The 21271-nt window shown below is 37.5% G+C and carries 15 protein-coding genes and 2 tRNA genes; 5 read left to right on the forward strand and 12 right to left on the reverse strand.

The features are described 5' to 3' along the window. Window positions 1-192: 192 nt before the first annotated feature. Window positions 193-1212 carry a LacI family DNA-binding transcriptional regulator gene (locus ZPR_RS13980; protein ID WP_013072368.1) on the forward strand — a complete coding sequence of 340 codons (1020 nt, stop codon included), beginning with the start codon at window positions 193-195 and terminating at the stop codon, window positions 1210-1212. Here the strand turns inward: ZPR_RS13980 and ZPR_RS13985 are convergent. The 11 genes from ZPR_RS13985 to kduI form a co-directional block, all read right to left on the reverse strand. Next, window positions 1207-2823 (reverse strand): UxaA family hydrolase, encoded by a 1617-nt coding sequence (locus ZPR_RS13985; protein ID WP_013072369.1) that lies wholly within the window; start codon window positions 2821-2823, stop codon window positions 1207-1209. The two genes, ZPR_RS13980 and ZPR_RS13985, sit on opposite strands and share 6 nt — an antisense overlap. A 113-nt stretch (window positions 2824-2936) precedes the next feature. Further along, the gene (locus ZPR_RS13990) at window positions 2937-4379 is read right to left on the reverse strand and encodes a tagaturonate reductase (RefSeq protein WP_013072370.1); all 1443 of its coding nucleotides are present in this window, start codon (window positions 4377-4379) and stop codon (window positions 2937-2939) included. A 23-nt stretch (window positions 4380-4402) separates the two neighbouring features. Continuing rightward, a complete protein-coding gene (locus ZPR_RS13995) occupies window positions 4403-5692 on the reverse strand; it encodes a TRAP transporter large permease (protein ID WP_013072371.1) in 1290 nt (429 codons plus the stop codon). Beyond that, window positions 5689-6159 (reverse strand): TRAP transporter small permease, encoded by a 471-nt coding sequence (locus ZPR_RS14000; protein ID WP_013072372.1) that lies wholly within the window; start codon window positions 6157-6159, stop codon window positions 5689-5691. Before ZPR_RS14000 ends, ZPR_RS13995 begins: the two co-directional genes overlap by 4 nt. 6 nt (window positions 6160-6165) lie before the next feature. Then, window positions 6166-7152: a TRAP transporter substrate-binding protein gene (locus ZPR_RS14005; RefSeq protein ID WP_013072373.1), complete on the reverse strand. Its 987-nt coding sequence runs from the start codon at window positions 7150-7152 to the stop codon at window positions 6166-6168. Then, window positions 7149-7820, reverse strand: a complete 672-nt coding sequence (locus tag ZPR_RS14010) for a bifunctional 4-hydroxy-2-oxoglutarate aldolase/2-dehydro-3-deoxy-phosphogluconate aldolase (protein ID WP_013072374.1) — start codon at window positions 7818-7820, stop codon at window positions 7149-7151. The genes ZPR_RS14005 and ZPR_RS14010 overlap by 4 nt, the downstream gene beginning before the upstream one ends. Before the next feature lie 1412 nt (window positions 7821-9232). Further along, entirely contained in the window at window positions 9233-10384 is a 1152-nt protein-coding gene (locus tag ZPR_RS14015; protein ID WP_013072375.1) for an alpha-hydroxy acid oxidase, read from the reverse strand. Between the two features lie 1633 nt (window positions 10385-12017). Beyond that, window positions 12018-13040 carry a sugar kinase gene (locus ZPR_RS14020; protein WP_013072376.1) on the reverse strand — a complete coding sequence of 341 codons (1023 nt, stop codon included), beginning with the start codon at window positions 13038-13040 and terminating at the stop codon, window positions 12018-12020. Continuing rightward, window positions 13041-14444 (reverse strand): glucuronate isomerase, encoded by a 1404-nt coding sequence (gene uxaC, locus ZPR_RS14025; RefSeq protein WP_041578950.1) that lies wholly within the window; start codon window positions 14442-14444, stop codon window positions 13041-13043. 15 nt (window positions 14445-14459) lie between these two features. Beyond that, on the reverse strand, window positions 14460-15221 hold the full coding sequence (locus tag ZPR_RS14030; protein ID WP_013072378.1) for an SDR family oxidoreductase: 762 nt from the start codon (window positions 15219-15221) through the stop codon (window positions 14460-14462). A gap of 6 nt (window positions 15222-15227) precedes the next feature. After that, window positions 15228-16061 (reverse strand): 5-dehydro-4-deoxy-D-glucuronate isomerase, encoded by an 834-nt coding sequence (gene kduI, locus ZPR_RS14035; RefSeq protein WP_013072379.1) that lies wholly within the window; start codon window positions 16059-16061, stop codon window positions 15228-15230. 1481 nt (window positions 16062-17542) lie between these two features. Between kduI and ZPR_RS14040 the strand changes: the two genes are divergently transcribed. The 4 genes from ZPR_RS14040 (at window position 17543) to ZPR_RS14055 (ending at window position 20208) form a co-directional block, all read left to right on the forward strand. After that, window positions 17543-18079 (forward strand): hypothetical protein, encoded by a 537-nt coding sequence (locus ZPR_RS14040; RefSeq protein ID WP_013072382.1) that lies wholly within the window; start codon window positions 17543-17545, stop codon window positions 18077-18079. A 47-nt stretch (window positions 18080-18126) separates the two neighbouring features. Then, a tRNA-Phe gene (locus ZPR_RS14045) sits at window positions 18127-18199 on the forward strand. Between the two features lie 347 nt (window positions 18200-18546). Continuing rightward, a tRNA-OTHER gene (locus ZPR_RS14050) sits at window positions 18547-18607 on the forward strand. 500 nt (window positions 18608-19107) lie between these two features. After that, a complete protein-coding gene (locus ZPR_RS14055) occupies window positions 19108-20208 on the forward strand; it encodes a slipin family protein (RefSeq protein WP_013072383.1) in 1101 nt (366 codons plus the stop codon). 255 nt (window positions 20209-20463) lie between these two features. Here ZPR_RS14055 and ZPR_RS14060 read toward each other — a convergent pair whose 3' ends face one another. Continuing rightward, window positions 20464-21270 (reverse strand): SDR family oxidoreductase, encoded by an 807-nt coding sequence (locus tag ZPR_RS14060; protein WP_013072384.1) that lies wholly within the window; start codon window positions 21268-21270, stop codon window positions 20464-20466. Between the last annotated feature and the right edge of the window lies 1 nt (window position 21271).

Below are 21271 nucleotides of genomic sequence, written 5' to 3' on the forward strand. Positions count from 1 at the left end.
ACTAATTTATAGTTTAATTATCAATATGCCAAAAAAATCCATTTTAAAAATATCTCTGAAATAAATTACTGTTGAAAAATAATGATTCTTCAATACTAAGAATAACTGAGTCGCAACAAAGCTTATTAAATCGAATTCTTATATTGTGGCATATTTTATTTAAAATTAAATTTAATCCTGGATTAAAAATACATGGCTGAAAAGGTTACCATATATGATATTTCTAAAAAGCTTAATATAAGTGCGGCTACAGTTTCAAGAGCCTTAAACAACAATCCAAAGATTAGCCAAAAAACTCGTGAGCTTGTTTTAAAAACCGCTGCCAAAATGAACTATAAGCAAAACAGATTGGCACAAGCTTTAAAAAGTGGACGCACCAATAATGTTGGTGTGATCGTACCTTTTATAAATCGAAGTTTTTTTTCTAGTGTAATCCGTGGTATCGAGGAAGAACTTTCTCCACATGGATATCATGTTATTATCTGCCAGAGTCATGAAGATGTAGATAATGAAATTAAGCAAATCGATACGCTTTTAAATACTCAGGTAGATGGTATCTTTATGTCGGTTGCTAAAACCACACAGGATACCTCCCATATTCAAAAAGCACTTGCTGAAAATACGCCTTTGGTGTTTTTTGATCGGAAAAAAGATGTGCCCGGTTTAAGCTCAGTAATCATCGACGATTTTAAAGGTGGCTATCTTGCCACACAACATTTAATCAAGCAGGGATGTAAAAAGATCGCTCATTTTTCAGGTGATCTTAGTGTTGAGATATACAAAAACAGGCATCAGGGATATTTAAAAGCATTAAAAGATCATGGTATAACTCCTCTAAGTCGCTTTAGTTTACAGGTAAATAGTAAACTCGAATCAGGAATTTCTGCCGTAAAAGAATTATGGGAATTTGAAGAAAAACCCGATGCAATCTTTTCTGCTAGTGATTACGCAGCTTTGGGAGCGATTCAGGAATTAAGAAAAATAGGCATCAAAATCCCCAAAGAAGTTTGCGTAGTAGGCTTTAGTAATGAACCCTTTACAAAATATATGGAATTACCGATTACCTCGGTAGATCAGACCCCTTTTGAAATGGGAAAGATTGCAGCTCAGGTATTTTTAGAACAAATCGAAAGCCAAATACTCACTGCCGAAAAAAAGGTGGTACTTGCTCCCGAACTTTATATTAGAGATTCTTCTAATCGAAATTTATAGAGAAACTCCTCTTTTCCATGGAATAAAATCGTTTTGATCATTCTGATCGGCTTTAGCGTTGGTTTCTCCACTGGCTACGTCGATGATATATTCCAAGATTTCTTCGCCCATTTCCTCGATTGTTTTTTCGCCTTTGATAACGGCTCCACTATCAATATCAATAATGTCTGGCATTCTTCCTGCTAAAATGGAATTCGAAGCTACCTTAATTACCGGTGCAATTGGATTTCCCGTGGGTGTTCCCAATCCGGTGGTGAATACGACCACATTAGCGCCCGAACCTACCATTGCGGTAGTACTTTCTACATCGTTACCTGGGGTACACAATAAATTTAATCCGGGTTTGGTTACGTATTCGCCGTAATCTAAAATATCCTGAATAGGTGAAGTTCCTCCTTTTTTAGCTGCTCCGGCAGATTTCATCGCATCGGTAATTAAACCATCTTTGATGTTTCCGGGAGATGGATTCATATCAAAACCTGAACCGGAAGCTTCAGCGGCATCTTCATAGGCACGCATTAGTTTTAGAAAACGTTTTGCTTTTTCTTCATCCACACATCTATTGACTAACTCCTGCTCTACTCCACATAACTCGGGGAATTCTGATAGAATTGGTGAACCGCCTAATGCTGCAAGTAAATCGGATGCATAACCTAAGGAAGGATTTGCTGAAATTCCCGAAAAACCATCAGATCCTCCACATTCTAAACCTAATTTCAGTTTAGATAAGGGAGCGGGTTGACGCTGAATTTCATTAGCTTTTTTAATACCATCAAAAGAATCCCGAATAATCTTATTCAACATTTCATCAATCGTACCTTCTTGCTGCTGTTCATAAATTAAAACAGGTTTATCTAACTTTGGATTGATAGCATCTAAAGCATTTTGAAAAATATCGATCTGAAGGTTCTGACAACCTAAACTCAATACTGTTGCTCCGGCCACATTGGGATTATTTACATAACCGGCCAGTAATTTTGATAAAGAAACCGAATCCTGTCGAATACCGCCGCAGCCTCCTTGATGCGTTATAAAGCGTACTTCTACATTATCAAAAATAGGCTCTTCGTCTGGCGTTTTATCTTCACTTAATTCAATATTCTCCCCGCTAATTAAATTGCGAAGTAATTTTCGTTGTTTACTGGATTTATGAAAAGAGAGTTCTTTTTCGAAAACGTCTTTCAGCAATTCTACATTTCTGTTTTCACAAAAAACCAACGGAAAAAACAACCATACATTTTGTGTTCCTACCTGTCCGTCATTACGATGGTAGCCCATAAACGTACGCTCTTTCCACTTTGAAATATCAGGCGCTGTGTACGCAACAGTTGCTGTTTTTTCGGTAGTTGTACTGGCTTGGTGTTTTACATTATCTACGGTGAGCACATCACCGCGTTTAATACTTGAAGTCGCTTTACCCACTAAAACGCCATACATATAAATCTTACTTTCTGGTTCAAGATCGACCATCGTGATTTTATGCTTAGCTTTTACATCAGACAAAACGATTACTTCTTCACCTTCAAAATCTAACTTATCACCTTGCCATAAATCGGTTAACGCAATCGCAACATTATCTTCGGGATGTACTTTTATTAATTTATTCTTCATCTTCTTCAATTTTTAGCCCTTCAAAATTTTTGGCCTTCGTAGGGTTTTTATCGTCTTCCAGACCTCAAAGGTTGGTCCTGTATAGCTATCCGGACTGTGATAAAATTGCAGGTTTACTTCCCTGCAAACTTTTTATAACCTTCTTCTATGCCTTTGGTTTCAATCAATTCCAACGCCATTGCTACCTGATCTTTTAATCCCGGAACTTGCGTTAAATCCTGATCCCAGAATTTTTCTTTTTTCAGTGCTTGCTCACTTATTTCCTGATAACTATGCAACTCCCAAATCCGTTTTAATTCGGTCACGATACTTTCATCATCGTTGATGGGAAGGTTTTGATTGTTCCATTCTCCTTTGTAAAACCGAATTAAACAAGCAAAAGCAAAGCTTAAATGTAAAGGTAATCGATTACATTTCGTTTGGAAAGCTAACAAACTTGGTAACACCCTGACCTTAAATTTTGAAACGGAATTTAAAGCGATACTCGCCAATTGATGTTTGATAAACGGATTTCTAAATCGATCTAAGACCTCTTCAGCGAATGTTTTTAATTCTTCTTCAGGTAAGGAAAGTGTGGGAATAATTTCATTGAAAATAGCTTCTCTTACAAAAGCTCCGGTAAATTCGTGATCTACCGTTTCTTTAACGGTTTCATTTCCGAAGAGTAAAGAAAAAGGAACCATCGTGGTATGTGCACCATTTAAAATTCGAACTTTTCGGGTTCGGTAAGGCTGCATATCTTCTACCACTAAAATGTTTTCATCGATTTGATCGAACGGAATTTTTGCTTTTAATTCTTCCCCGCCTTCAATCACCCACAGTAAAAATACTTCTGCGGAAACAATCAATTTATCTTCTAATTCTAATTTGCTTTGGTAACTTTCGATATCATCTTTTGGATAACCGGGAACAATACGATCTACCAGCGTGTTATGAAAGCTGTTGCTGTTATTGATCCAATTTACAAAATCGGATTCCAACTCCCATAACTCGGCATATTGAAGGATAATTTTCTTTAAAGTATCGGCATTGTAATTAATTAATTCACACGGAATGATCGTTAATCCTTTTGCTTTATCTCCTTTAAAATGTTGAAATCTTTTATACAATAATACAGTTAATTTGGCCGGAAAACTGTTGTGCGGCGTTCCCTCTAAAGTGTCTGACTCGTCATAAGCGATTCCGGCTTCTGTAGTATTCGAAATAATAAATTCTAAGCTTTCTTCTTCGGCTAATTTTAAATATTCATCGTAATCCTTATAGGGATTTATTCCTTTCTGAACACAGGAAATGGTACGCTGCTCCTGAATTTCTTCGCCTTGCTTTACACCTTTCATAAAAAGGTTGTACAACCCGTCTTGTTCATTCAGTAGTTCTACTAATCCAACAGCTAAAGGCTGAATGACGGCAACACCGGCATTAAAATTGGCTTCTTTATTTAATTTATCAATCACAAAATCGACAAAGCCCCTTAAAAAGTTTCCTTCGCCAAACTGAACCACTTTTATAGGTAAAGGCTCTGTGATATTGGCGTTTCGTCTATTTAATATTTTCATTTTGTATAAATTCTCTAAGCATTTTATTCAAATAAACCTGGTAACCACAGGCTTATTTGTGGTAAATAAGTAACTAATAACAGGATAATTGCCATGGCTATATAAAGTGGCAGCAAGGGTTTCATTACTTTTTGAATAGTGGTTTTAGCCACTCCTACTCCAATAAATAATACCGATCCTACCGGTGGGGTACATAAGCCTACACATAAATTCATGACCATAATCATCCCGAAATGAACCGGATCTACCCCTAGACTTTTCATAATAGGTAAGAAAATAGGGGTGAAAATTAAGATAGCCGGCGTCATATCCATAAATGTGCCTACAAAAAGCAGTAGTAAATTAATGATGATAAGAATCACATATTTATTATCACTCAAACCTAGTAAGGCATCGCTTACCGTCTGCGGAATATTTTCAAAAGACATCACCCAGGACATTCCCATGGAAGTGGCGATTAATAATAAGACAATTGAAGTGGTGACTACCGAACTTAAAAAGATTTTGTGTAATTTATTTAAGTTGATTTCCCTGTAAATAATGGCCAGAATTAGAGTGTATAAAACGGCAATTCCGGAAGCCTCTGTCGCGGTAAAAATCCCGGAAACGATTCCGCCTATTACAACTACCAACAGTAACAAACTGGGTAAGGCATCTAAAAAGGTAGTGACGATTTTCTTGGCACTGGTTTTTTCTCCCGGTGGGTATTTTTTCTTTTTAATCCAAACGGCAGCGACTAACATTAGCGCTAATCCCATTAAAATTCCTGGAATATAACCGGCTAAAAATAAACTCGCAATCGAAACTCCACCACTCGCCAATGAATAGACAATTAATACGTTGGAAGGCGGAATAATCAATCCGGTGGTGGATGCAGTTACATTAATGGCAGCACCAAATTCTTTGGAATACTTTTCTTTTTCCATCGGTGGCCCTAAGATTCCTCCAATGGCTGAAGCAGCTGCTACTGCTGATCCTGAAATGGCTCCAAAAAGCATCGCTGCGATGACGTTTACATAAATTAATCCGCCAGGCATCGAACCAATAAGGGCTTTCGCAAAATTAATAAGCCGATGGGCAATCCCACCCTGATTCATAATTTGTCCTGCGAGAATAAAAAACGGAATAGCCAATAAGGAAAAACTGTCCAGCCCCGTTGCCATTCGTTGTGCCATTGTAGTAAATGCCGCAAGCGAATCTATAGAAACGGCTAAAGTTAATAAACAGGAAATACCAATAGACCAGGCTACAGGAACCCCTATACTTAACAGGATTAAAAACGAAATGACCAACAATAATATTTCTGCAATCATAGCAAGTATTTTTTAGGCTTGAACACTTCATTCAATTTATAGACAATAATCAGGATACCACTTATAGGCAACACTGCATACACTACCGATAAGGGTAAATTTAAGGCTGCGGAAGTTTGCCCCAACAAATAACTGATGTACACCAAATTACCGCCACCAATAATTAACGCAGATACCGCAAATAGAATAATTAGAATGTTGATGCCTATTCGCAGGCGAATACGATTGCGCTCATTTAACTTAGGCGGAAGTATATTAATGGCTAAATGTTCTTGTTGTCCTGAAGCATAAGCGGCTCCTAAAATTCCGATCCAAATCATTAAATATCGGGCAATCTCCTCGGTTACGGAACTTGGATTCTGTAGCACATATCGAGAAAACACCTGCCATAAAACGGCAAGTACAATAAAAGCCATTAAAAAGACCAATATGCTTCCCAATATTTTATCTAATATTTTTTTCATCATTCACTATTATTTTACAGCTTGAATGGCTTCAATGGTTTTCTTCATCTGCGGGTCTTTCTTAAATTCATCATACATTGGTTGAACCATTTCCCTAAATTGTTCTTTTTCTGGATAAGTAACTTTTACGCCAGCCTTTTTTATTTCTTCTAAGGCATGCAATTCGGCTTCACGCCAAATCTTTTTTTCATATTCTGAAGATTCCATCGCTGCTTCCTTTAACCATTTTTGCTCTTGTTTTGAAAGTTTATCCCAAACTATGGTACTTATTAAAAGTTCATCCGGAAGCGCCGTATGCTCATCGACCATATAATGCTTACACACTTCGTAATGGTAGGACAGGTAAAAACTGGGCAGGTTATTTTCAGCGCCATCTACAATTCCCTGTTGTAATGCGGTATACAATTCTCCCCAACTTACGGGAGTTGGTGAACCTCCCAAATATTTTACCATATTAATGGCAGTCTGGCTTTCCATTACCCGTATTTTCTGCCCTTTTAAATCTGCAGGGGAATTTAATGCTTGGGTACTGTAAAAACTTCTACTTCCGGCATCGTAAAAAGTCAATCCTTTCAAACGATTTCGCACACTGGCCTCTAATAAATTTTCACCTATTTTACTTTCTAAAACTTTAAACCGATGTTCGCGGTCTTTAAATAAAAAGGGTAAGCCAAACACTTTTAATTCGGGAGCAAAATTTTCTACGACACCGGTTGAGACTTTGGTCATTCCTAAACTACCGATTTGTAAAAGCTCTACCAGTTCCCTTTCGGTGCCTAGTTGCTGACTTGGATAAATGACAACTTTTAATTGGCCTTTGGACTTTTCTTCAACTCGATCTGCCATAAATTTCATGGCTTTATGTACGGGATGGGTGACGTCCAAGCCGTGCCCCAGACGAATGACCTGGTTTTTTCTTTCTTCTTTACAAGCTGAAAAAACCAAAGTAAAAGCCAGTAGAACACTTACTGCTGTTTTCCTTTTGGTTGAAATCATTTCTTTAAACTTTCTACAATTTGAAGGGCTTCCTGGACCTTCTCCTCTATTTTCTTCAAATCGAAACTACCGTCCTCTTTTTTCTGAAATAATTTAGAACCAATACCTACGCAATGAACTCCGGCCGAAAACCATTCTTTTAAATTTTCTTCGGTAGGAGAAACACCACCGGTAGGCATAATACTAGACCAGGGTAAAGGGCCTTTTACGGCTTTCACAAATGAAGGTCCGCCCACTTGGGAACCGGGAAAAATCTTAACGACTTCAGCGCCCAGTTCTTCAGCATAATTAATTTCGGTTACCGAACCACAACCCGGCATCCAGGCTACTTTTCTACGGTTACAGTTTTTTGCCATTTCAGCATTGATTAATGGGGAAACGATGAAGTTTGCGCCCAACTGAAGATATAAAGCGGTAGTTCCTGCATCGATCACCGAACCTACGCCCAACATCATTCCAGGTAATTCTTTAGTGGCGTATTTCACCAGCTCGGCGAATACCTCGTGGGCAAAATCCCCGCGATTGGTAAACTCGAACACACGAGCGCCGCCGTCATAGCAGGCTTTTAAAATATCTTTACAGGTTTGCACATCGGCGTGATAAAACACAGGAACAATCCCGGTTGCTTTCATTTGCTCTGCTACTGCTATTCTTGAATATTGTGCCATTTGATAATGGTTATAGGTTAATTTATTGTTTTTTTATTACTTCTCTCTACTTTTTTGTCATTACCAAAAAAGCAGCAACCCCACCTGCTGGACGGGCAGGTTTCCGGATAAAGCGAACGTTTTGATTCTTTCTTACTGTTACTAAAATCTAGCGTCTCTAGTATATATTCTATTCTCTCTTTTCTCAATTCTTGTCAGGTCGAGTGAATTTCAATCACTATTGAAATTTGTATCGAGACCTCGTTCCTCATTACTTCTCGATACTATTTTATCTCCGCTAACGCTACAATAAAATCACTCGAAGTGACGGTAGAGTTCAAGGTTGAAAAGTTGAAGGTTAAAAGTTATTTTTTCTTATCTACATCTTCACATCAACATATCTTCAAATTTTCTTGTTTCTAGAGTCTAGACTTTATATTCTAAATACTCAATTCTCATTACTTAATTCTAATTTCAATTTCCCCTCTGTCTTCGATATCATTGCCCCTACATCGTAATTACTTAGCCGTCGTTTTAACGCTTGTCTTGGTTCTTTACTCCTGATTCTTATTCCTCCAGTCTTTTCTAGTTTCTCAATTCTTGTCAGGTCGAGTGAATTTCAATCACTATTGAAATTTGTATCGAGACCTCGTTGCTCATTACTTCTCGATACTATTTTATCTCCGCTATCGCTACAATAAAATCACTCGAAGTGACAGTAGAGTTTAAGGTTGAAAGGTTAAAAGTTGTTTTTTCTTATCTACATCTTCACATCAACTTATCTTCAAATTTTCTTGTTCTGGAGTCTAGACTTTATATTCTAAATACTCAATTCTCATTACTTAATTCTAATTTCAATTTCCGCTCTGGCTTCGATATCATTGCTCCTACATCGTAATTACTTAGCCACCGCTACAGTTAAGTTCAAAGTTGAAAAGTTAAAGATTTAAAGTTATGTTTTTCATTTTCAAATCATCTTTCTTTTTCTCGATTGAACGAGATCTCTCTCCCGATAGCTATCGGGATTGTTGATATGACACTCATCTTATTTCTTGTTTCCTGCTTCCAGAATCAAGACCCTCTGTCTGTATTCTATTCTCTCGTCTATGTTTTCTCAATTCTTGTCAGGTCGAGTAAATTTCAATCACTATTGAAATTTGTATCGAGACCTTGTTTCTTATTACTTCTCGATACGATTTTATTTCCGCTAACGCTGCCATAAAATCACTCGAAGTGACACTTCTTGTTTCTTGTTCTTTCTCTATTTTCTAACTTCTCAATTCTAACTTCCTACCTTTTCATTCCACTCTGGCTTCGGTACCATTGCTCCTATGTCGCAATCACTCAGCCGCCGCTTTGACGTCTTGGTTCTTGGTTCCTGATTCTATCTTCTAAAACCTAGCGTCTATTTCCTAATACCTAACTACTAGTAACTATTCTTTCACCAAATACTTCGGTAAATCGGTTACTTTCTCACAGCAAACCTGTTCTAAGACTTGTTGCAATTGCATTTTTAACATTGCTATGGTATGGTCACCGCCTTGATCGCCTAAAGCACCCACGCCGTACATAAAGGAACGACCAAGAAAGCTGAAATCGGCTCCACTGCTCATTACCCGCGCGATATCCGGACCCGAACGGATCCCACTGTCCATCATTACCGTAATGCGGTCTTTATATTTTTCAGCGATATTTGAAAGTGGTTTAATGGTCGATTCCCCAGCGTCCAATTGACGACCGCCGTGATTGGAAACGATAATTCCGTCAAAACCTAAACGGATGGCTTCCTCTACATCTTCATCGGAAACTACACCTTTTAAGACCAGTTTACCTTTCCATAAATCACGTAAGGGTTTAATTTTTTCTTCATTTAACCGACCAGAAAAAGTGGCATTCATCCAGGCGCCGAGCTGTTTAATGCTCATTCCCTTATCCATATATTTTTTCATCGTGGCAAAGTTGGGCGCACCGTGCTTTAGAGTTTGTAATGCCCAAGCTGGTTTTCCCATCACCTGCAATACATTCCTAAAATTCATTTGTGGTGGCATTGCCAGGCCGTTTCTAATTTCTTTTGGACGGTAGCCAAATGTGGGCACATCACATAAAATCACCAATACCGGTACTTCAGCGGCTTCAGCGCGTTTTAAAATATCGTCACGCAACCAGTCTTCGGTAGGATGATAGAGCTGAAACCAGGCACGGCCTTCTGTGAGCTCGCTGGCACGCTCGATGCTAGTAGTAGTGACGGTACTTAAAATAAACGGAATGTTATGCTTTAAAGAGGCCTTTGCTAAAATTTCGGGCGCATTGGGCCACATTAAGCCTTGTAAGCCGATAGGGGAAATTCCAAAAGGCGCGTCGTATTTGATACCGAATAACTCGGTTTCTAATTTTGAATTACTGTAATTTTTCAGGTATCGGGGTTTTAACTGAATTTCCCTGATTTCATCAGTATTTCTTTTTATGTTGATATTTTCGTTACAGCCTCCGTCTAAATACTCAAAAGCAAAACGCGGCATACGCTTTTGGGCACGCTCCCGAAGCGATTCTATAGATGGATATTCGGTGTTAAATGGAAAGGCCATTGTTTCTTGTTTATAGCTTAGCTGTTTGTTTTAAGCTTTTTTGTTATTTATAATTCTTCAGCACCGCTTTGGCTTCTTAGCCGCCGCTAAAGGAGCGTTCAAAGTTGAAAAGTTTAAGGTTTAAAGTTGTGTTTTCTTCATTTTCAAATCATCTTGATCCCTGTTTCTTATTTCTTGCTTTCAGAATCAAGACTCTAAAATCTAAAGTCTATTTTCTATATTCTATTCTCTATTTTCCTCACCCATTGTCAGGTCGAGTGAATTTCAATCACTATTGAAATTTGTATCGAGACCTCATTCCCCATTACTTCTCGATACTATTTTATTTCCGCTATCGCTACAAAAAAAATCACTCGAAGTGACAGTAGAATTCAAGGTTGAAAAGTTGAAAGTTAAAAGTTATTTTTTCTTATCTACATCTTCACATCAACATATCTTCAAATTTTCTTGTTTCTAGAGTCTAGACTTTATATTCTAAATACTCAATTCTCATTACTTAATTCTAACTTCAATTTCCGCTCTGGCTTCGATACAATTGCTCCTGCGTCGCAATCACTCAGTCGCCGCTAAAGGAGCGTTCAAAGTTGAAAAGTTAAAGGTTTAAAGTTGTGTTTTCTTCATTTTCAAATTGACACATTTTCAAATCATCTTGATCCCTGTTTCTTATTTCTTGCTTTCAGAATCAAGACTCTAAAATCTAAAGTCTATTTTCTATATTCTATTCTCTATTTTCCTCACCCATTGTCAGGTCGAGTGAATTTCGATGATAATTGAAATTTGTATCCAGACCTCGCTCCCCATTACTTCTCGATACTATTTTATTTCCGCTATCGCTACAAAAAAATCACTCGAAGTGACAGTAGCGTTCAAAGTTGAAAAGTTGAAAGTTAAAAGTTATTTTTTCTTATCTACATCTTCACATCAACATATCTTCAAATTTTCTTGTTTCTAGAGTCTAGACTTTATATTCTAAATACTCAATTCTCATTACTTAATTCTAACTTCAATTTCCGCTCTGGCTTCGATACAATTGCTCCTGCGTCGCAATCACTCAGTCGCCGCTAAAGGAGCGTTCAAAGTTGAAAAGTTAAAGGTTTAAAGTTGTGTTTTCTTCATTTTCAAATTGACACATTTTCAAATCATCTTGATCCCTGTTTCTTATTTCTTGCTTCCGGAATCAAGACTCTAAAATCTAACGTCTATTTTCTATTCTCTATTTTCCTCATCTACCGTCAGGTCGAGTGAATTTCGATGATAATTGAAATTTGTATCCAGACCTCGTTTCTTATTACTTCTCGGTACTATTTTATTTCCGCTATCGCTACAAAAAAATCACTCGAAGTGACAGTAGCGTTCAAAGTTGAAAAGTTAAAGATTTAAAGTTATGTTTTTCATTTTCAAATCTACTTTCTTTTCTCAGTTATACGCGATCTCTCTTCCGATAGCTATCGTAATTGTTGATATGACACTCATCTTATTTCTTGTTTCCTGCTTCCAGAATCAAGACTCTCTCGTCTATTCTCTATATTCTCTTCTATCTTTTTCTACTTTCTAACTCCTAAATTCTAACTTCAGCTCTCGCTTTGGCTTCAATACAATTGCTCCTTAGATCGCAATCACTCAGTCGCCGTTCCTACCTTTTTATCCTCCCACCGGTGCTTCCTTCAATGACTTCCAACACTTCTTCTGGGCTTACCAGATTGGCATCACCTAAAATGGTGTGTTTTAAGGCACAGGCGGCATTGGCGAAATTCAGGGCTTGTTGATCGTCAAAATGAATTAAGCCATAAATAAGTCCGGCGGCATAGGCATCTCCAGTCCCAATCCGGTCAACTACATTGGTGATTTCTAATTGTTGGGTTTCAATATATTCGCTACCCGTCCACGCACGACCATAGATTTTTTGCCAAGAAGCACTCACGCCATCGCGAATTTTATCAAACACTTTTTCGATAGAAGGACAAGCTTCTAGTAAAGCTTTGCTTGCCTCGATAAAACCTTCTTTAGAAAAATCGAAATCGGTTTTTAGAATCTCATTAATTTCATTAACGCCACCCACAAAAATGGTTGACATCCCTACCAGTTCTTTTAAAATTTCGTGACCGTCTTTTCCATATTTCCAAAGATTACTTCGGTAAGCAGGATCTGCGGTTACGGCAATTCCTTTTTCCCGAGCAACCTGCAAACCTTCTTTTAAGGTTTGGTAAGCGCCTTCTGAAATAGCTGGAGAAATTCCAGTCCAATGTAAAAAACCGGCACCTTCTAGCACTTCTTCCCAATTAACACTTTCGGGAGTGATATTGGCAAAACTTCCGTGTAAACGATTATAGGCAATTTTACTAGCACGTAATCCTGAACCGACTTCTAAAAAGTAAATTCCCAATGGATGATCTACTTTATTGACGGCGGAGACATCGATCCCAAACTGGCGCATCGCTGCAATAGCAGCATCGCCTACCAAATCCTTAGAGACATTGGTTACTTGTTGGGTTTTCTCGCCAAAATAGGCTAAGGAAGCCGCGACGTTCATCTCGGTGCCCCCAAAGTAAAAATCCATTGTTTTTGCCTGCGGAAGCTTCCTGTTTTCTGCAGGCGATAAACGCATTAGAACTTCCCCGAAGGAAACGATTTTTTTATGTTGTTTTGAGTTTTTCATTTAAAAGTTGAAATAATCCTTGGCATTTCCATAGCAAATATTGGCAATGGCACTTCCTACCAAATCCATATCCTGGGGTAATTCACTCGAATCCATTTCTTTTCCGAAGAGGTTACACAACACCCTTCTAAAATATTCGTGCCTTGGGAACGAAAGGAAGCTTCTGGAATCGGTTAACATCCCAATAAAACAGCTAATTAAGCCCATATTGGAAAGCGCATTCATTTGCTTTTCCATTCCGTCCTTCTGGTCCAAAAACCACCAACCCGAGCCCCATTGTACTTTGCCTTTTACGCTGCCATCGTTAAAGTTACCAATCATGGTGGCAAATACTTCATTATCGGCAGGATTCAGATTATATAAAATAGTTTTGGTCAGTTTATCTTTTCCATCTAAGGTATTCAAAAATCGGGACAATTTTTCGGCCTGACTATAATCGCCTATCGAATCCCAACCGGTATCGGGTCCGAGTTGCGCTAACATCCGTTTGTTGTTATTCCGAAGCGCGCCTAAATGGAATTGTTGCACCCATCCAAATTGATGGTAGCTTTCACTTAAAAACAGTAAAATCGCAGTTTTAAATTTTTCAGCATCTGTGACTGAAATCTCTTTTCCGGAAAGCTTGTTTTTAAAAATCGTATTGATTTCAGCTTCGGTAAATTCAGCAAAAGACATCGCGTTTAATCCGTGATCGCACAATTTACAGCCATTTTCATCAAAATACTCGATACGCTTCTGTAACGCATCTTTTAAATCTTGAAAACTCTGAATATCAACCTCAGCAACTTTTCCTAATTCTTGTAGATAATCGGTGTAGCCTTCTGCATCAATCAAGATGGATTTATCGGGACGAAAAGCGGTACTTACTTTAATGCCAATATTTTGTTGCTTGATGCTTTGGTGATGTTTTAAATCGTCTGTAGGATCTTCAGTAGTACAAAGCGTTTCCACATTCATCTGCTTTAACAATCCTCTACACGAATTTTCTTGTTGCTGCAATTGTGCATTTACGTTTTTATAAATGGTAGAAGCATTGTTTTCATTCAGCAATTCATCAATCCCGAAATAACGTTTTAATTCTAAATGCGTCCAATGATACAATGGATTGCGAAGCGTGTGCGGAACGGTTTTCCCCCAGGCTTCAAATTTTTCTTGATCACTGGCATCACCGGTAATGTATTTTTCATTGACCCCCAAGGTTCGCATCGCACGCCACTTGTAATGATCGCCGTTAAGCCAAACACGAGAAATATTTTCAAATTGTGTATCGGCCTCAATTTGCGCGGGAGTTAGGTGGTTATGATAATCGATAATCGGTTGGTTTTTGGCATACTGATGGTATAATTCTTCAGCATATTTATTTTCCAACAAAAAATTATCTGTTATAAATGTCTTTGTACTCATTTGTTTTGTTTCTGTTTAACGTCCCATCCAACCGCCATCGACGGTAAGGATGCTTCCGGTCATATAATCACTGGCTTTGGAAGCGAGAAAGGTAATTGGTCCTTTAAAGTCTTCTGGTTTTCCCCAACGACCTGCAGGGATTCTTGCTAAAATCGCTTCGCTACGCTCTTCATTATCGCGTAAAGCTTGTGTATTATCGGTAGCAATATAACCGGGCGCGATGGAATTCACCTGAACACCTTTAGATGCCCACTCATTTGAAAATGCCATCGTTAACTGGCCAATAGCGCCTTTGGAAGCGGCATAACCGGGAACGGTAATCCCGCCCTGAAAGGTTAGTAAGGAAGCGGTAAAAATTACTTTTCCGTGTCCGCGTTTCAACATTTCTTTTCCGATTTCCCGGGTTAAAATGAACTGTGCGTTCTGGTTGACTTCAATTACTTTATCCCAATATTCATCGGAATGTTCGGCTGCCGGGGCTCTTAAAATGGTTCCGGCATTATTGACTAATATATCTATTTGTGGATTTTCAGCTTTTACTTTTTCGATAAAGGCATACAATGCTTTACGGTCTGAAAAATCACATTGGTAGGCTTTAAACTCCTTCCCTATTTCTTTAACGCGCTTCTCGATTTTAGAACCTTCTAATTCTAAGGAAGCTGAAACGCCTAAAATATTAGCGCCGGCTTCGGCTAAAGCTTCGGCCATTGCAAAACCTATTCCGCGCTTACACCCGGTAACTAATGCAGTTTTTCCTTCTAAACTAAATAAACTCATTTGTTCTTATTTTAATTCGTCTGGAGTTACACCATCCATATCACCATAGTCTAAATTTTCTCCTGCCATTCCCCAAATAAAAGTATAATTGGAAGTTCCGGCACCGGCGTGAATCGACCATTCGGGTGAAATAACCGCCTGATGGTTTTTCATAAAAATATGACGCGTTTCCTGCGGTTGTCCCATAAAATGACTAATGGTTTGCCCTTCTTCTAAGTCGAAATAAAAGTAAACTTCCATTCTACGTTCGTGCGTATGTGGTGGCATTGTGTTCCAAACACAACCTTCTTGAAGTTCGGTCATTCCCATTTGTAATTGGCAGGTATCAATCACGCTATTCACCAATAATTTATTGATCACACGTTTATTAGAGGTTTTGGTATCTCCTAATTCTACCACCTCAGCTTCCGCTTTCGTCACCTTTTTGGTTGGATAAGATGTATGTGCCGGAGCTGAGTTGATATAAAAATAAGGCTGCTCCCCGGTGGCTTCAAAAATCACTTCTTTGGTGCCGCGACCTATATAAATGGCTTCCCGATGACCAATTTCGTAAACTTCCCCATCTACGGTTACTTTTCCTTTACCGCCTACATTAATTACTCCTAGTTCGCGACGGTCTAAAAAGTTTTCGGATTTTAACTCGTCGATCGTTTCTAATTTTAAAGCTTGATCTACCGGAAAAGCACCACCGGCAATGTAACGATCGTACATGGTATAGGTTAAGCTGATCTGATTTTTCACAAACAACTCCGGAATTAGGAAATGCTCTCGAAGTTCTTCTGTAGTATATTTTTTCACATCTTCGGGATGATGCGCATATCTAAATTCTGATTTAGTCATAGCTTTATATTTAATTGATTTGTCTTTTATTTATAGAACTAGCAATTTCTTACTAATCTTATAGGATTGCATCCTGCACTCACCTGAATTTTGGAGTTACTAATTTAATTTTATGCAATCGATTACACAAATATATAAATGTTTTTTTACGATTTCAATATTTAGCAGTTTTTTTGTGTTAAAAATGAATTATTTATAAATAATGAGTTGTAAAAAAGCTATTAATTTGATGAATTAAGGAATTTTAAGATTGTTCAAATGAATTTAAGAAATTGATCCTATCTAATTGGCGTATGTCATTTCGAGTGATTTTGCGTGGTGAAACTAAGCAAAATTGTATCGAGAACCAGATTGAAGTTAATGTGTTCTTCATTTTTCATTCATAAATTTTACTATCGTCATTCCGTGCCTGCCTGCCGGCGAGGCAGGCTTGACACGGAATCTCATCACGTTCTCAGGAAGATGTGATCCTATAGGTTTTTGTTTCTTGCTTCTTGGTTATTTCCTCCTGCTTTTTGCTTTCAGAATCAAGACTCTCTTGTCTATTTTCTACCTTAAAACCAGTTCTCAATTCTAACTTCTGTTCACACTCTGGCTTAGATACTATTACTCCTATGTCGTAATCACTCAGCCACCGTTACGGGTAAAGTTCAAGGTTGAAAAGTTGTTTTTCTTCATTTACGAATTTTAAGTCTATTCATTGTAGTTCAACTTCCTGTCATTTCGAGTGATTTTGCATAGTACAACGAAGCAAAATTGTATCGAGAACTAGGTTTTTCAATTAAAATAACCAAATACACCAAAAATATTTTAACAGAAAAGTATATATTTGCCGAGAAATGAAAACACAAAACACATATCATCCGCTAAGTCTATGCTTACGAATAGACGGGAAAATTGAACCTGGTTTTGGTTCAGACAGGGACGCTATGTGTTGTTTTAAAGGAAAATAATAGAAGAAATTATATTTTTAAATAAGCAAAAGCGTCTAGAAATTATTTTTAGACGCTTTTTTTATGAATTAATTTGAAAATTTATTGAACAACTTCAACACACACATATTTGAACAAACGAACTACTAAATTATTCATTCTGAATTTTTTAGACCATTGGAAGAAAATCTGCTATTAGCGGACAGGAATTCCTATGCTTAAATACACATCCAACTAACTGATTTTCAGTAAAATAAATTCAAATTTAAGTTGTGAGATTAAAAAATAGTTTACATATTTGCACCGCAATCCAGCAAAACAATTAAAAACAAGAAGTATGCAATTTACATCACATATATATTTAGAGCCAGGTGATTGGACTTGTGAAAAAGCGCTTCAAGATTTTTATACTTATAATTTGTTATAAATGAAAAAATCTGAAGCCAAGACCTAACCGCTTCAGATTTATTTTCAGACTGAATTTTCTTCACTCTTATTGATCTGTCGCGGTTCTTAAACTAACAATTAAAGAACAAAATTTAAACCGTGATGGACACGAATTTACATAACATCTATTTATTTAAAGCACTCGACGCTTATCCTTATGAGTTGGAAGAAACCATAGAGGCCTTAAATTATGCGCTTTCTTATGAACCTACCAACGCTAAAGCCTTATGCTTATTAGCCAAAATACACTCGGAACAGTTAGGCGATTATGAAATAGCTAAATCCTTGTATGCAGAAGCTTTGGCCAATAATATGGAAATGGCGAGCATTTATCCTGATTATTTATATGCTTTGCTTGCTAACGAAGATTACGAGGAAGCTTTAAAACTTATCGATTTTGCGTTAAAAGTAAAAGGGACCGACAAGGGGGTGATTTACACCATTCAAGGACAAATTTACGAGGCTTTGTTTACCTATAAAAAAGCGCTTAAAAGCTTTAAAATGGCTAAAAAATATGCTTTTAACAATGGCTACATCTCGTTTTTAAAAGCTGAAAAAGATAGGATTAAAGACAAAATGCCTAAAAAGAAAAAATCGAAAAATAAGAACAAGAAAAACAAAAAGAAGAAAAAGAAATAGGCGGTTTGACGGGCGCCGGGCAATGTAAAAATGCATTGCCCGAATTTGGAACAGTAGCAAAGCAGGTCTATGCGACAGACTGAAAATCTGAAGATACAGGTTCGATTCCTGTCTGTTCCTCCTAACCTATGTTTGATTTAAGAGAATCTTGGAGCGGAGGCTGAGTGAAATCTTTGCAAAAGATTTTGTATCGAAGCTTCCATTTTGGTGGCATTTCGATACAAATTTTCCTTAAAAATTCACTCAATGACCCAAAAATGGTGGTAATCAATTCTTAAATCAAACACAGGTACATAAAAATTTCAAATTCAAGTCTTGTTGGGTGTTTCTGTATAGCACTATTGCATAATACATTGCTGAAAAGTATAATGATTTTATGTTCAACTTGGTTTGAAGGTTAGCAGTATACCATAATTATTGCACGGCTCTGTAGGTCGTGGGTTCGACTCCCACTAATGTTTTAAACATTATAGTTCAGCTCGGTTAGAACAACAGATTTCTTTGTTGCGGGTTCGAGTCCCGCCAAAAGCTAAAGGCTTTTGTAACTCAATTGGTAGAGTAGGAAGCTAGACTGATTATCTAGTCACACGGAGTTGACCGCTCCTAAAACAGGTCTCCTAAGCCGTTATGCTTTAAAACTGACAACTAAAAAACCGAAAAAGTGAATGGGCAAATTCTATGATTAGAAGGAGCAATCTGAGCCTTGCCAGAACCCACAATCACTTAGTAACCAAAGCTAGTGCTTTTGTGATGCTTGAGCGTAACAATGAAGGCTGAAAAGGCTAAATTCTTAGGTTCAAAATTTATAAAACCAATTGGTGGCCGTTATTAATTATTGAAGGTTCCGCAAGGTGAAGATCATTCGCTTTTAGGTTTTTAATTAACAAAAAATGCGTAAGGGATTGCAGGCAGGTATAACGTAATGCAGGCAGGCCCTACCCGTTAGGGATACGCCCAAAATATACTTTTAAAAGTAGGCAGGTTCTAGAATTGCCAAAATTGAATGTTGAATTTTAAATAAAAAGAAAATGAAACGAGTTAGAATTACCAACGGAACGATTGGATTGGTTTTTAAAAATGGCGAATTGATCAAGGTGCTTGAAAAAGGAACTCATTGGCTATTTTTTAATGAAATGTTGATTAGATACGATCTTACCAAAAGACTTGAATTGCCTGTTGCTTTTGAAATGGTGAAGGATTGTAATGAGTTGATTGAAATGTTACATGTAGTAGAAGTGAAAGATCAGGAGTTGGTTTTGGTTTTTGAAAACGGAAATTTCAGGGAAGTATTAACTTCGGGTAGACATTTGTTCTGGAATAAATTGTTGGATTACAACTTTATAAAAACAGATATGAGTCAGCTAGAAATCCCCAAAGAAATTGATAGCAACTTACTTTCCAGGTACGAATTGGCAAGATTTGTAAGGGTTTTTGAAGTATCAGCCCACGAAGAAGCTTTGTTGATGATCGATGATGTTTACACGCAAAAGCTCAATGCCGGTATCTACCGATTTTGGAAAAACGACACCAGTGTAAAAATTGCTCGTGTAGATTTAAGGCATTTGCAACTGGAAGTTAGCGGTCAGGAATTGTTAACCAAAGATAAGGCAGCAATTAGAATTAACTTTTTTGCAAACTACAAAGTAGTGAATAGCGAAAAGGCAATTTTAGACAACAAAGATTACAGAAAGCAATTGTATGTGGCCTTGCAGTTAAGCCTTAGAGCATTTGTGGGACAATACACCTTGGATGAATTGCTTTCTAACAAAGTGACGATTGCTGAATCTGTTTTTACAGAAGTACTTGAAGTAACCGAGGATCTAGGTGTTCAACTCTTGTCTTGTGGTATTAAAGATGTGATTTTAACTGGTGAAATGAAAGATATTATGAACCAGGTATTGATTGCTGAAAAAAGAGCACAGGCAAGTGTGATTACCAGAAGGGAAGAAACTGCTTCTACCCGAAGTTTGTTGAATACGGCTAAATTGATGGCTGACAACGAAATGTTGTACAAACTAAAGGAAATGGAGTATGTTGAAAAAATTGCCGACAAAATTGGGGAAATCACCCTAAACGGTAATGGTGGAATGGTTAAACAGCTAAAAGAAATTTTTGCGGTGAATACTTAAGTAAAGAGGCTAATGGTAAAAGATTGGCCTCTTTCTATATACACAGTTGATGAGATAGGGCTCTCCTCATTTACATTTAGCTTTATCTTAAATCAATTTTCCTAGTTATTATTCAATTTTATAACCTTATTATCAAATCCTAAATAAGAAAACTCTAAAGCGACCTCTGAATTTTAGACTTACTAATACACTTATATATACATTACATAAGTGTATTAGCTATAACTTTTCTTTGATAACTCTTCTAATCGAGAGTTAAATCCCTCCAAAGGCACTAAAACCTCCATCAACAGGAATAACTATACCGGTTACAAAAGCAGACGCATCACTTGCTAACCAAACCGCGGCTCCCTGTAATTCTTCGGGTTCGCCAAATCTGGCCATAGGCGTATTATCAACAATTTTTTGACCTCTACTGGTTAAAGACCCATCCTGATTTAATAGCAAGTCACGATTTTGTTCTCCTACAAAAAATCCAGGTGCAATGGCATTTACACGAAGACCTTCTCCATATTTATGATTGAGTTCTACGGCAAGCCATTTTGTAAAATTATCGATAGCAGCTTTTGAAGCAGAATAGCCCATTACTCTGGTAATAGTTTTTTGGGCAGCCATCGAGGATATATTGATCACGCTGCCTTTTTTCTGTTTCACCATTTCTTTAGCAAAAACCAGTGTTGGTAAAACGGTACCATTAAAATTAAGCTGATTAACTCCATCTAGCGCTTCCAAAGAAAGATCAAAAAACTCCTGATCTGGGGTAATTACCGCTCCCTTTTTATTTCCACCGGCTCCATTTACCAAAATATCAATACTTCCCCATTTATCCAGGATTTTATCTTTAGCTGCCATTAAACTTTCTTTATTCAATACATCGGCTACAACTGCTAAAGCTTCTCCTCCTTTATCTTTTATTTCTTTAACTCGGTGTTCTACTGTTTCTTCGGTTCTACCCAAAACTGCTACTTTAGCCCCATTTTTTGATAGTCCGTGTGCAATTGCCCCACCTAAAACTCCGTTTCCGCCGGTTACAATTGCTATTTTTCCATTTAATTCAAACATA

This window comes from Zunongwangia profunda SM-A87 (assembly GCF_000023465.1).
GTDB lineage: Bacteria > Bacteroidota > Bacteroidia > Flavobacteriales > Flavobacteriaceae > Zunongwangia > Zunongwangia profunda.